The organism is uncultured Dokdonia sp. (assembly GCF_937910895.1).
GTDB lineage: Bacteria > Bacteroidota > Bacteroidia > Flavobacteriales > Flavobacteriaceae > Dokdonia.
Genome location: NZ_CALEMI010000030.1, coordinates 25568 through 40448, shown reverse-complemented (window position 1 = coordinate 40448; position 14881 = coordinate 25568). Strand labels below are relative to the sequence as shown.

Sequence of the window (14881 nt, the reverse complement as noted above, 5' to 3'; positions counted from 1 at the left end):
ATCTTTATTGTGCTGTGGTGTCTCACATACAGTATATGCAGAAGATACGATAGGTGGGCATGATTTTCTGGTAAGACCATCCTCCATACTTGTATAGTCCATAGCGATTCCAAAGAAACCTGCATAGCCAAATGTTTCATAATTCCCTTTGGATTCTACATTTCTTCGTATCAGTTCTGAGCGCGTATCTATACAAAAGACCATTTGTGCTTCAGGAGTTGATGCAATGGTTTGGGCATCTTTTGTTAGTTCAGGTTGGTTTTCTAACGTATGAATTAGCTGATTTTGCCAACTTTTTTCCCAAGCTTTTAGTAAGATATATTGTAGTTGTTTTTCAGCATCCTCCTTTTTATTTTCTTTCTCTTTAGGTAGAATGACCATCTTAAGATGTTGTGCGATATATAAGCGTACAGCGAGATAATCCTCTAGATTAATAGGGTATTTTTGCTGCCAAAGCGAATTTGATTCTGCTCTGTAATTCATATACCCTGTCCATCCAGGTAAGGCAGCTAGATGAAAGGTTAACACCTTTGTGTATTCGTCTTCAGGAAAATCTTTTAAAACAGATGCGATCACCTCTACGCTTGTTTTTGGAATGTCTTTGCGATTCTTTATGCCTAGTTCCCCATCATAAGGTGCTAAGTTTCTCCAAGCTTGATAGAATCCTTTTTCTTTACTAGGCATATTCCATTCTGCAAGACCTTCATCCATAAAGGCAGATAACCACTTTACCATAATTCTATCCAAATCGTGATAGGCATTCTTTTCCTTTTTGGTGGTTTGTGCTTCTAAGACAGTAAGGCACTGCTCTGGTGAGTATGCAAGACCTTGCTCATTTAAAAGGATTTGTAATTCATTTTTGTTAATATCTCTTTGTTCCCAAGCTTGGCGATAGACCCATGCTTCTGGAAAAACACGTGCGTTTAATAGTTCTTTGGCGTGGTTTACTGCTTTGTCAAAAGGTAGCTTTTCATATCCTGATAATGGATTAGAAGTGACAAAAGAATATAAGGGCCACGTTGTACCAATAACCTTTGATGCTTCTTGAATACTATGTTGAATGTGTTGCTTATTCATTATGAGTTGGATTTGAAGAGTAAAATGGATTTTTTATTAGGCTGTGAAAGGTTTAATAACTTGACATAGAGCCAAGGGATTTTCTGATAAACTCCTAGTTTCATAATAAAGAAACCAATTAAGAATATAATCCCGAAAATGATCTGTACCATAGAAAGTGGTAAGGCAACGGCTATCATTGGCATATCTGACATCATAAGAGTTACTCCATTGTACAGTAAGGCATATAGGCCTATTCCTGCAAAGAAAAGTACTGGAGGTAATATGATCTTTTGAGTAAGAGAGAGACTTTTTTCCTTTACGATATTATAGGTAACCTGTCCTACGGTAATGGCTACGATCAATGTTAGGAAAATACCACTGTCTAGTTCGGCTCCTTTACCAGTGAGCACTGTAAAAAGCACAGCTCCAAGAAATCCGAATAGAAGCACTACAACAGCTTGTAGAGGCTTGATCTTAATTTCTGGTGGGTTTTGTGGTTTTGTAGCTGCAATTTCCTCTCCTGAAGATAAGAAGAGATATGCTTTATAAAAACCGTGCAAAATCAAGTGTACGACTGCTGCGTTAAAAAAACCTAGTCCACATTGCATAATCATAAAACCCATTTGAGCGATGGTAGAGCAAGCCAGTTTTTGTTTTACGTTTACTTGAAGCAACTTTGTAAATTGAGCGATAATGGCTGTAAGTCCTCCTATAATTAGTAAGATGTCCAATGTATTGGATGTAAAAAGTAAGGTAGAGAATAAGGCTAGAAGTATTCCAGACCCATTTACAAATCCTGCATGCATCAATGCTGAGGCAGGTGTAGGTGATGTCATAGCAGAAAGTAACCAGCGATGAAAAGGATAAATTGCCGATTGGATTAAGGCTGCTACGATAATAAACAGCGCAGCGATAAAAACCATAGACTCAGGTAAGTTCTCAAGTTCACTGAGGATGCCACTTATCGTAAACGTATTGCTTTGGAATGCTAAAAGTAGTAATCCAGCTGCTAGGCAGAGGCTACCAGCTAGGAAGTAACGGAGTGTAAATTTAAAAGCTTCTTGTGCTTCCTTCCATTCTGTATCTACTCCTATTAAGAGAGACATAACCCCCCCCATAAGTAACCAGCTAGCAAGTATTAGAAGAATATGATTCGCCATAACAAGGGTCATAACAGATAGTGTAAACCCAAGACATAGCCACATAAACTTTGCTCTGTAGGTAAAGCCTTTTAAATAATTTTTCGCATAACTGCTAACGATAGCACTAAAAAAGCTGACGGTGGTCCAAATAAGAAAAGTAAAGCCATTCACTTGTATCAAGTTTCCGTCTGTCCATTGAGGCATATCTGGAAAAAAATAGAGGATGTTTACTAGATTTCCTATAAACAAAAGCCATAATAAAGATGGTAATAGATTTGAAATGGAAATAGGATGCGTGGTATTACTTTTTTTGTTAAGGTGATGCCTACTGTTTTCTTGTACGTTTTGGTCAAGTATCATTTCTAGGTTTTTTGATGGATTTAAGTTATTTTTTTTACTCAAATTTGTAATTCAACGCAAGCACTTTTCACTTTGTTAAATTATCTTGGTACAAAGATTATATATTTTTAGCATAAATTTTTATTTATATTAATTATGAAATACATAAGAAAAAGTTATGTGTTAAATATTGAATATGTTCAGAAGGATAATAAAAATGTTCAGTCACAATATTTTACGAGGACTGTTGAAGGAGCTAGCAGATTTAATTTACAGTAATCTTTCAGCTTCTGTTTTTTTAAAAGTAATAACGTGAGTTCGATATGAGCTTTTCTTCTTTTTCTCCAGTATACGACAGAATGTGAATTCTGGGCGAGATGAGACGGGGGCAATTTCCGTTAAAAATTTTTGAAGCCTTGAAAACGACAAAGTGTTAGCTTTGGGCGAGGAGAAGCGATGGAAGAAACTTCTTGTGGTTTTTCGCTTTAAGCGAAAAAATACCTAAGAAATCGAAGATTCATAAGTTCCTATTAACTGAAATAGAAATCACACGCATAAAAAGCGTCTTTTCTTTTGGTTCGGTTTTCTTTGGACGAGCAAAGAAAATGAAAAAATAATCTGATTGTAAGTTGATTACATTAAATTTTTAACATAATTATACTAAAAGACTTATTAATTTCTTATGTCGAACTCACGTTAATAGGGAAGTATGAAATAGAATAGAAGAATATGGAAAGTCTTAAGATCACTTTACTCCATGACTGCATATACATCTTGTTAGTATGTTGATAGGAAATAGGAATCTTTTAAAATGACTTATATGTGCTTATCTTTAGGAAATTATAAATTGATAAGTACCATTATCACCTATTTGCTTACGCAGTTTTAATTTTTAAAAATAGGTATTTCTACAAAACTATTAGCATACCATTTTACTTTTAAAGGCTCATTTGCATCATCAATCGTTTCTTCACTAACTACTTTCCCTGTTCCGTAATTTAATTCAGAAAAGGGATTTTTGTTAACATTTACGTAAATGAGTAATCTACTTCCTTTGCTCAGTTTCTTACTTACCAAATGCGTGTTTGAAAATGGAATTGTTTCAATAGTATTTGGTTTAAGTATTTCTCTGTTTTCTATACTCTTAGCATAACTTGCCCGTCCAATGATATAAGATAAATGGAATAGTTTACCGTCAGGCATAACCTCGTATAGTGTAACTCCATAATCAAAGTCTTTTTTATTAATACTCACATTTAATTCTCCAATGAATGAGCCATTGACTAAAATGGACTCTTCTAAAGGTTTGCTGATAAAATTAAATCCATTACTCATATCCATTTCGTCTCGGATTATTGGATCTGGATAATAGTCATTATTTCCTGTAGATCTGTCTGTAAAATCTACTTCTTGAGATATAAATTCTTTTTTAGAAGGTTTTTCTGGATTTAAGGAATAGATGTCTTCAATTTTTGTATTAGTTAAATACAATTTTAAATGGTCGTTGCTCATATCTGCTATAGAAGTAGCACTTCGCCATTCATTAGCTCCCATTACTTGATAATTTATTTTATTTTTTAATTCTTTTGGTTTTTGACCTTTCCTGAAAATGTAGTCAAACCACCGATACGTTATGTCGTTTGTATTGATTAATGCATCAGAGTCTACTTTGTAACCGTTTATTTCTTCCGATCCGTTTCTTTGTGCCCCAAAATGGCTGTAAGGTCCAATAATGAGATAGTGTTCCGCATTGGCATTGTATTTATAATGTTCTCGTAAGTAATATAAACCTGAATTTTGAGAATCATTATAATACCCATCGATTGAAAGGATTGGAATATTAATTTGAGCAAAGTCGTCTTTATAAGGAGCCATCTTTTGCCAATATTCATCAAATGATGGATGACTTATCCATCGCTGAAACCATTTATTTGGAGTTCCATCAATACTGTCCATTTTGTTATAGGCAACTCCAGTTTCCCACCATTTGTTTTGCATTTCTCTAAAACGTTGTCTGTCATTTCCAGCTACTGTGTCTAAGTATTTAGTATTACCTACATAAAAAGCCCATTCGTAGTTTGGGTTAATGAAAATGTTATTTTCCATTGGTAATCCCATTCCAGGTCTGTTTGCAACGTAAGGAACTATAGTTTTAAGTGCTGGATGTGCCTTTTTTATTGAAGCCCATTGAGTAAATCCGTTATAGCTACCTCCAAACATTCCCACACGACCATCACACCATTTTTGCTTACTTATCCAATCTATAACATCATAGGTATCATTAGCATCGTTCTCATAAGGCCATATTTCATCAGGACTCAAACGTTTACCTCGCGCATAAGCCATTACACCAACGTATCCTCTATCTGCCGATTCTTTTAGTGTAGTTAAATCTCGCCCTTTATCTCTTACATAAATGGAACTTTGTAAGATTACAGCCTGCGGTTCAGTTTCTTGTTTTTTCCTAACGATTAGTGTAGAAATTTTTGCTCCATCTCTGGTCTTGATTAAAACATCTTGAATGGTGTAGTTTTCATTTGTGTTTGTTAATTGAGATGTTTCTTTCTTCTGGTTTGATGAATTACATCCTATTAGAAGAAGTATGCATAAATTAACTATTAATTTCATTAGTCTAGTTTAGAGTAGCGAATTGAAAGTACTTATCATTTCTAATGACAAGATACTTATTAAAATACAAAAAAGGGTTGAGTCTGCACCTGAACCGCTATTGCTTTTATAGACTTGTGCAACGGTTACCACTATTATATGTTTGTTTTTTGCGCCATTTGTCCATATCGGTATTTATCAATAATATTTATTGGATAAAATTTTTAAGGATATACTTCACGGGATCATTCGTTAAATCAATATAATAATCAGGCTCAACCGATTTTAAACTTTCTTCTCTGTTATTCGCTATATTATAAACTGAAGAAACTTGAAATGATAATTTTGAATTAGGTAAAGTGAAATGAGCCAAAGCAAATCCATTAAATGAACATAAATTACCTGTTGGTTGACCTATTATCTTGCCCATTTTGTAATATTTAAACATTTCAGCAAAAATCGACCCAGCTGAAAAAGTGTTGTGGTCTGTGATTAAATAAACATCGCCATTAAACCTTTTCTCTTCTGCTAGAGGCTCATTCATTTCATAATTGACCGTTATAATTTCATTAGGTTTTGAACCATAGAAAATGCTAGAATATTCATTCACTAAGTAAATAGGCTTAAACCATCTTATACTTTTGGGAACAAACTTTCTGTCAAATGCATCTTTAAATTCAGGTGTTATTTTCCAATAAGATTTTGATAATTTTCTATAAGGTTCTTTAGAAAAATATTTTGCTAAATGTTCGCCGTAACGATCAGCTCCTCCCTTGTGACCTCTAAAATCTAATATTAAATGAGATGCATTCTTTTCTTTTAAGAGCTCAAAGGATTGTTTGTAAAAAGCTTCAATTTCTTTTTCATCACCATTAAAGTCAGTTATTTTCATCAAACCAACGTTATCTTCTAAAAAATTGAAAGAGAACAAATCGTTATCGGTTGTAATTGGCTTATTACGCTTTTCCCAATTTATCCCCTTTATGACAATGGAATCTAAATGATTGGAATTAGTAATCTCGTAATGGATTTTAAATTCAGAATCCCAATTGAATGTTTTCCATAAATAAAATCCAAAATCATCAGAAATTTCATGACGTTTTAGGAATTGAGTTTCTTTAGTAGCGTGTGTAAGTAATGCATTTATTATTTCTTCATCGGTTTTTCCATTTATTGATTTAATTTCTGTCCCTAGAGGTAAATTCTGTTTTGAGTTTGCACCACTTGAAATGAGTATTTTATTATTTTTAATTTTTGCAGAATAAGGAAAAAATAGTTTTTCTTTTTTTACATAATCTGTCAATACATAACTATCTTCTGCGTAGGAATGGGCGTCATTGTATTGAATTATAACGCGGTCTATTATTCGCCAAAAACCTATGGTAGTTAAACTATCTGGAAGTTGCCACTTTATGGAATCTATTTTTGAAATGAATTTACTTTTTTCAGTAAATCGATATGGATTAGGATGTATTTTTTCGAATGTGCTTATTAGAGAATCAATATCTTTTGACATTTCTTTCTTACTCAAATAGCTATCAATATCAACAAACTTTAGAGAATCATCTAAAGGTGAATCAGAAAGTGTGGCTAGATAGCCAACTATTAGTAATACACCTATTATTGAAGTCCATAGTATTTTCTTTCTTATTCTTCCTTTTACCAAAATGAATTATTTTCCATCATTTAAAAACTGACAAACAACACGTTATAAAATATATTCTGTAGTTGATATCTATAGAAATATTAGAATATCAATTGTTTTCGTCGGTAGTATCTTGTAAATATAATTTATTTACCAATATATTTAAAGGACTCTGTATTTCACGTAAACTTTTTTGACCTACTTTGTATATAGATCATTTTTCTATTTTGAGAGTAGTGTTAACAAAAAAAGCTCCTCATTTCTGAGAAGCTTTTGCTATTTGGGTGGAAGATGGGGCTTACTTCGTCAGGCTCAGCATAAACTTCTCGCTCTTTTTTCTATTTTGAGAGTAGTATTAACAAAAAAGCTCCTCATTTCTGAGAAGCTTTTGCTATTTGGGTGGAAGATGGGGCTCGAACCCACGACCCTTGGTACCACAAACCAATGCTCTAACCAACTGAGCTACAACCACCATTTTAATTAGCGAATGCAAAGATAACTAATATGATCACATTACCAATCTTTTTATAAAAAAAAAGCTTTGTAAATTTTACAAAGCTTTCAATCTTTTCAAGATATATAGGCTTAAGGTTTCGGTGTCGCCTTGTCTACAACTGGACGCTCTTTTCGATTTACGATTTCCCAAGCCGTTGCAAATACCAGTTTTACACGTCGTTGGTATAATGGATAATTAATTTTATCGGGCGTATCAGAAATTTTGTGATAGTCTTCGTGAACACCATTAAAATAAAATATAATTGGTACGTTATTTTTTGCAAAATTATAATGATCAGAACGGTAGTAAAAACGGTTTGGCTCGTTTTCTACATTATATCGATAATCTAAATTCATATTAAAATACTTCATATTTACCGCAGCAGAGATGTTATGAAGATCGGTACTTAGTTTATCAGAACCGATAAGATAGATATAATCATTGTCATTAGGATGCTCAAAATCATTACGACCAATCATATCAATATTAAGATTAGCAACTGTGTTTTCTAAAGAATATACAGGGTTTTCTGTATAGTATTTAGAGCCATACAATCCTTTTTCTTCACCCGTTACGTGTAAAAAAAGAATAGAGCGTTTTGGTGGGTATCCATCTTTAATCGCTTGTTTAAATGCTTCGGCAATTTCTAATAAGGCTATGGTACCAGATCCGTCATCATCAGCACCATTATATACATTTCCTTTGGCATCTATTCCTACGTGATCGAGGTGTGCAGAAATGACCAACACTTCTTCTGGTTTTTCAGATCCTTTAATAAAAGCAAGAACGTTTTCAGAATCATTGAGACCGCTATTTCGTCTAAAAAACTCTTTAGGAACCTTTTGAAAATAATTGCCGTCTGGGGTACCAGAGTTAATGTTATTGTCTTTGTAATAGGTGCGTAAATACTCAACAGCCTTTTTCTGTCCTGGATCTCCTGTGTTTCTTCCTTCCATTTCATCACCAGCATATACATAAAGCATTTCTCTTAGTTCTTCTTCTGTAATGGTTTCCATATATTTAGGAAGTACTTGATCTCCATCACCTTCCAAAGAGGTCACATCTATATAGACAGGTTTTTCTGGAGTTGCAACGGTTTTTTTTGATTCTTTACAAGAAAGAAGCACAAGGCTACAACCAAGGATAAAAAAAAGGTGTTTCATTTAAAATCAGATTTTTAAAAAAGCTAAAGTACTTAAAAATAATGGGAAATTATACGGAATATAATGCACAAAAAAAGAGCGACTTCACATAAGGAAGTCGCTCTTTCGAAATTAACACTTGATCTAGTTGTTGAGCATAACAGGCATTACAAGCATAGTAACACTTTCTCCTTCGTCCAATCCGTCGATAGGAGTTAAAATACCAGCTCTGTTTGGTAATGACATTTCTAAAGAAACATCGTTGGCATTCATATTATTAAGCATTTCTGTTAAGAAACGTGAGTTAAAGCCGATTTGCATATCGTCTCCTTGATAATCACAGGTAAGACGTTCTTCTGCTTTATTGCTGTAATCAATATCTTCTGCAGAAATATTTAATTCGGCTCCTGCAATTTTTAAGCGAATCTGATGTGTTGTTTTGTTTGAGAAAATAGAGACACGACGTACAGAATTTAAAAACTGATTGCGATCTATTGTGAGTCTGTTTGGATTTTCTTTTGGAATCACCGCTTCATAGTTAGGATACTTCCCGTCGATAAGACGACAAATCAACTCTACATTGTCAAAAGTATATCTTGCGTTTGAGTCGTTGTAAGCCACAGTCACTTCATCATCATTAGATCCAAGAATACCCTTTAATAAATTAAGAGGTTTCTTTGGCATAATAAACTCAGCTGTTTGTGAAGCCGTAACATCAGTACGATTGTATTTTACAAGTTTATGGGCATCTGTCGCTACAAACGTAAGTCCATCAGAAGCAAACTGAAAAAACACACCACTCATCACAGGACGTAAATCATCGTTCCCACTTGCAAAAATGGTATTGTTGATCGCAGTGGCAAGGATACTCCCGGGTATTTTAACAATACTAGGATCTTCTAGCGATACCGCATTTGGAAACTCAGCCCCATCGGCATACGCAAGTGCGTACTTACCATGACTAGAACTTATTTCTACGGTATTATTTTCCTCTTGTGTAAAGGTAAGAGGTTGCTCAGGAAACGTTTTTAAGGTATCTAGAAGCAATCGTGCAGGTAAGGCAATCATTCCTTGATTTTCAGATTCAACTTCCAGCGTTGCCACCATGGTTGTTTCTAAATCTGATGCAGATACGGTAAGCGAATTACCGTCTAATTCAAAAAGGAAATTATCTAATATGGGAAGCGTGTTACTGTTGTTAATGACACCTCCTAAAACCTGTAATTGTTTGAGTAAGTATGAACTAGAGACTATAAATTTCATAGTAAAGTTGGGTTTGCAATGGCAAAATTTGAATTATTTGAAATTGTATTTCTGACATAAAAATACGTCTTACAAATATATTTTAAATGAGACGGTCTATGAAAGAAACTTATCAACAGCTATCTCGCGTACCTACGTTTACGAAGGACAAAAAATACACCTCCAAAAATCAGAAGAAAAACTAACGGAAGCCCTATAGTTAAGGCTTGCCACTTGTTTATGGTGTTGACGACTTTGGGAGTGTCTAGAAAAGGAAGCGCAATCTCTTTGCTCCGTATGTTAATAAGACCATTGTCGTCAAGTAGGTAATTGACTGTGTTCAGCAAAAACTCTTTATTCCCGTATTGTTTTCTGGTAAAATAATCAAAACCTAATTCTAGCGGATTTCCTTTGGAATCAACATCGTTAGAAATAAAATCACCGTCTGCAATAACGACCATTTTTGATGGGTTGGTTGCGCTTTCGCGAAAGCGTACACTGTCTAACGTAAATGGGTGTACACGGTTTTTAAAAGCCGATTCAAAAGCTCCTTCCAATAGCACAGCAAGGGGTTGCGGACCTGCCTGGTAGTCTTCTTCGGTAGGTTCTATGCCAATGTCATCCAAAGAAATCTCTTTAGGAACACCTTCTAATTTTGTGAGTACACTAGAGGTTAATAAGATCGTCTTTTCTACCGAAGGCGTATTGTTGAGTACTTCTATCTGATTGGCATATTGAAAGCGTACAGGGCGTTCTATATTGGTATTTATGGGATGTGTGTTAAACGAAGGCACCACTGGTTGATAAAACCAAGGTAATTCTTGATATTTTGATTGACTTCCATCACCAGTGGCCAAGCTCAAAGGTGCCGAATACAAATCTTTAATTAATACAGGATTGATACGAATCCCGTATTTGAAAAATAAATCATTAAGGTTCAAATCTCTCTGAAAGGCATAAGCTTTCCCATCTGCATTTCGCAAGCTATCATTTTCCATGGCCACAGCGTCAATCAGCCATAAAGAGTTACCACCATTTAGGATGTATTGATCAAGTACAAATTTTTGCTCGTCTGTAAATGCTTTGGTGGGTTTTGCAATGACTACCAAATCAAAGGTATTTTGAAGTGCTTGTAATGTCTTTTCAGGATCTTTAGAGACTGCATCCATCGGGAAAGAAGCAATGCTGTAGGTTTCTCCCAATTTTAGGAACATATCTGCAATCTTAGCATCGGGTAATTCGCCATTATCTTTAAGAACTGCAATACGTTTTGTCTTAGCGTTTAACAGCCGATTAAATCCGTCGATAAAGGCATATTCAAGGTTTTGTATGGATGCGTACACAAACTGTTCTGGAGAAGCTCCTGCAATGTTTTTAATGAGAGAGATTGGAATAGCTTTTCCATTATGATTGGCTGTTGCCCATGGGAAAAGAGTCTGCGTGGTTTGTTCTCCATTTCTTCTTACAGTCAAGGGAAGTGGTGTCATCCCAAAGCTCGCAAATTGTTGCGCTACGATATTGGCATCAGCATCATCTTCGACAGGATTTGAAATGGCAAAAGAGACATTAGGGTTGTAGTTGGAGATTTCTTCTAGTAAATAGCGGGTTTCGTTTTGAAGCTTTTTAAACTCTGGTTGAAGGTCTCCTTCTAAAAAGACATCAATAATCAGCGGACTTTGAATTTGGTCGATGATGGCTTTGGCAGGATCGCTTAGGGTGTATCTTTTGTCTTGTGTGAGGTCATACCGTTGATGCGCTAGAGATGCCAAGTAATTTACGAGGATCAATGCGATAATTGCTATCACAAGCGCGGGTATTTTTTTATACGTTTTCACGAAAGTGTATTATCTCTTTTTTTCAAGGGTATTCTTGGTTAGGTATATAAAAAATGCAATAATGCTCACAAAATAAATAACATCTCTGGAGTCTATAACACCTCTACTGATACTGTCATAATGGGTTTGCATTCCAAGATTTGTAATCAAGGGACTCGTATAACTCGCAAGACCATCGATCCCAAAATAAAAAACAAAGCAGAAAAGTACGGCAAGGATAAAGGCAACAATTTGGTTATCAGATAGGGTAGAGGCATATATGCCCATCGCAATAAAACTGGCAGCGAGAAGAATAAGACCTAAATACGACCCTATGGTAACTCCTATATCTAGATTACCCACCGGGTTTCCTAGCTGATAGATAGCAACCACATAGATAAGTGTAGGGATGATGGTAATGATCATTAATACTAGTGCTCCAAAGTACTTTCCTAAAACAAGTTGCAAGGTGGAGATGGGTTTTGTTAAGAGGAGTTCTAGAGTTCCAGTTTTTTGTTCTTCGCTAAAACTACGCATGGTAATAGCAGGAATCAAAAATGTAAAAATCCAAGGCGCTAGTTGGAAGAAAGGTGCTAAGTCTGCAAAGCCAGAGTTAGGGATATTAAATTCTCCTTCAAATACCCAAAGAAATAATCCAGTGACCACCAAAAATAAGCTAATGACTAAATACCCTATGGGAGAGGCAAAAAACGAATTGATTTCTTTTTTTAGTATCGCTAGCAAAGGATTTATTTTATAAGGGGTGGTTGATCTTGTAAATCTAATGTAGTTTTTTAAACTGTAAAAGTTTTATTTGTAAAACTACTTGATATAACAGATATAGTTTGCAAATATTTTAATAAAATCTAAAAAGAGTCACTCTCACAATGGGAATGACTCTTTTTATAAATTTTTAGGGATGTTTTTTATAGCTAAGGGAGTTTATATTACCCTTCAAAATCTTCATCTCCTCCATTAAATCCACCTTCGCGCTCTCGTTTTTTCTTTTGGTTAAGACGGTAGGTAAAGGATAGGTTGATGGTACGTTCTCTAAATTGGAACTCACTTTCTCCAGGGAAAGGAAATAAAATATCTGATCTTCTTTTACGGCTATTAAAGACATCACTAATACTCAGAGCCAGTGAAGCACTTTCTTTAAACAAATCTTTACTAAATGCAAGGTTGGTAGAAAAAATACCTTTGTTTTTACTTTGTGCTGTAACCGATGGACCTCTATAATCCATGGTTGTTTGCCAATCTATCTTTCCAGGAAGTGTGTATTTGTTGTTAAGGCGCGCTGTCCAGGTAAAGTTACTAGCTCCAAAATCAACACCATCAAATTCTCCAACAATTTCAGAATTAAACACGTTAGCATTTACATTGATTCTCCATTTTTTTGTAGGTGAGTAGGTAAGTGTTGCTTCTGCTCCAATCCTATCATTTCTAGATAAATTAACAGGTGTTCTTGTTAATACAGCTTCTTCTGTGCCATTAACAATGGTGGTTTCGCCTGTATCTAAAAATACAAATTCAAAGGTGTCTTCAGTACGTCTAAAGAAAATAGAACCATTTAAAGTTAAAGATTTACTGATTTTATTAAGATATCCTAAATCAACTCCATTTGATAAACTAGGGTTAAGATTAGGATTTCCTTGAAAAAAGGTGGTCGCACTCGTTCTTGAAGGAAATGGATTTAAAAAGAAACCACGAGGTCTTCTAATACGTCTGTTATATCCTAAACTAACCGTTTCTTTTTCATTGAGTTCATAATTCAAATTTACTGTAGGGAAGAAGTTTGTAAAATCTCTACTTTGAAAATCACTAATCGTTTGTTGGTCAATTTCAATATTAGTATACTCCATTCGTAAGCCTAATAAAAAATTAAATTTATTTATTTTACTTCCGTACTGAGTGTATAATGCATGAATATCTTCTTTAAATAGTAAACTATTAGTAAGGTCAGTATTTAATAGGAAATCTCCATTTGGATTATCTTCATCAACATAATTGTCAAATACGGTAAAATCTGTATTTAATTCTCTTATGTTTCCTCTATATCCTGCTTCAAAACGTGCATTATCTCCCAACGGTTGGACAAAATCTACTTGTGCAAAAATTCGTGTTTGATCTTCTACCGTTTCATTGGTCTCTAATTCATTAAGAGTATCTGTATTGAGGGAGATATTTCTGATATCTACAAATTCTGTTTCTTCTGAATCTTCATATTGAAATTCTACAACAAGACTACCATCATTTTCCCATTTCTTATCAAAATTTAAACTGAATTGTGAGGTAAGATCTACTTCTGTTTCTGGAGCGAGACGTTGAGATAAAAAGATGCTATCACCTGCAGTCTGAGTGATATTATTGATAGCTCCATTATCGTTATCACTATCTCTTACAACTGCAGATACAGTAATACTAGTATTGTCATCTATATAGTATTCAACACCAAAATTCGCATTAAGCCCTCCACGATCTCTCTCAAATTCACTTTGTTCTAATAGCGTTCCACTTTCTAGGATACGACTTGTAAAACTATTCCCTTCAGAACCTCTAATGTTATAACCTCCAGTAGCAAAAATGTTAAAATCACCCGTTCTGTAATTTATATTTCCAGAAAGACCACGGGTTCCAAAATTTCCGATGTTAGCTGTAACAGCGCCATTGATTCCTTGTAATTTACTACGTTTAAGAATAATATTAATGATTCCCGCACTTCCTTCGGCGTCATATCGAGCTGATGGAGAAGTAATCACTTCCACACGTTCTATAGACTCTGCTGGAAGTTGTCTTAGGGCTTCTGTGCTATTTAAACCAATAAGTCCCGATGGCTTTCCGTTGATTAAGATACGTACGTCATCATTCCCTCTTAAGGCCACATTTCCTTCTACATCTACAGAGACAGAAGGAACATTATCCAGTACATCACTCACCGTACCACCTCGTACAGTAAGGTCTGTTCCAATATTATATACTTGCTTGTCAAGTTTGAACTCTACAGTGGTTTTTTCGGCAACGATAGTGACTTCTTCTAGTGTCGCAGCATCTATCTCTAAGCTAATAGTCCCTAAAGAGGTGTCCTTGAATAGTTTTTGTGCTTTTAATGTTATAGGCTTAAAAGAGATATACTCAACCTTAATATCATATATACCAGCCGGAGTTTTGATGGAAAAAGCGCCATTAAAATCAGTAATCCCACCGTTGATAGATTGAGGATTATTGATGTCTGTTAAGGTAATAGTGGCATATTCCAGAGGAATAGCACCTTGTTTGTCTTGAACAGTTCCAGATAGTGTAATTTCTGCTCCTCCAGGAGATTGCGCTTGAAGCGAAATGGCAAAAAGCATTACGAGAATGCTTACGATGGTTGATCTCATTTTTCTTTTAAATAT

9 protein-coding genes and 1 tRNA gene are annotated in these 14881 nt (G+C 34.8%); all 10 read right to left on the bottom strand.

Annotation, left to right across the window (positions count from 1 at the left end; translation table 11 throughout):
* Positions 1 to 1077, bottom strand: a 1077-nt coding sequence (locus Q0505_RS03285; RefSeq protein ID WP_299208739.1) for a putative inorganic carbon transporter subunit DabA, incomplete at its 3' end; no start/stop codon positions are given.
* Complete coding sequence (locus tag Q0505_RS03280; protein ID WP_299208736.1) at positions 1077 to 2561, bottom strand: proton-conducting transporter membrane subunit; 1485 nt, start codon at positions 2559 to 2561, stop codon at positions 1077 to 1079. The genes Q0505_RS03280 and Q0505_RS03285, both read right to left, overlap by 1 nt.
* A gap of 864 nt (positions 2562 to 3425) precedes the next feature.
* Entirely contained in the window at positions 3426 to 5168 is a 1743-nt protein-coding gene (locus Q0505_RS03275) for a CocE/NonD family hydrolase (protein WP_299208733.1), read from the bottom strand.
* A 187-nt stretch (positions 5169 to 5355) separates the two neighbouring features.
* Positions 5356 to 6813, bottom strand: a complete 1458-nt coding sequence (locus Q0505_RS03270; RefSeq protein WP_299208730.1) for a S41 family peptidase — start codon at positions 6811 to 6813, stop codon at positions 5356 to 5358.
* Positions 6814 to 7189: 376 nt separating this feature from the next.
* Positions 7190 to 7265 (bottom strand) — tRNA-His (locus tag Q0505_RS03265).
* Positions 7266 to 7377: 112 nt separating this feature from the next.
* On the bottom strand, positions 7378 to 8451 hold the full coding sequence (locus Q0505_RS03260) for a M28 family metallopeptidase (RefSeq protein ID WP_299208727.1): 1074 nt from the start codon (positions 8449 to 8451) through the stop codon (positions 7378 to 7380).
* A 123-nt stretch (positions 8452 to 8574) separates the two neighbouring features.
* Positions 8575 to 9693: a DNA polymerase III subunit beta gene (dnaN, locus tag Q0505_RS03255; protein WP_299208724.1), complete on the bottom strand. Its 1119-nt coding sequence runs from the start codon at positions 9691 to 9693 to the stop codon at positions 8575 to 8577.
* 119 nt (positions 9694 to 9812) lie between these two features.
* Complete coding sequence (gene gldG / locus Q0505_RS03250; protein WP_299208721.1) at positions 9813 to 11477, bottom strand: gliding motility-associated ABC transporter substrate-binding protein GldG; 1665 nt, start codon at positions 11475 to 11477, stop codon at positions 9813 to 9815.
* A 39-nt stretch (positions 11478 to 11516) separates the two neighbouring features.
* A complete protein-coding gene (gene gldF / locus Q0505_RS03245; protein WP_299208718.1) occupies positions 11517 to 12230 on the bottom strand; it encodes a gliding motility-associated ABC transporter permease subunit GldF in 714 nt (237 codons plus the stop codon).
* 203 nt (positions 12231 to 12433) lie between these two features.
* On the bottom strand, positions 12434 to 14866 hold the full coding sequence (locus tag Q0505_RS03240; protein ID WP_299208714.1) for an outer membrane beta-barrel protein: 2433 nt from the start codon (positions 14864 to 14866) through the stop codon (positions 12434 to 12436).
* Between the last annotated feature and the right edge of the window lie 15 nt (positions 14867 to 14881).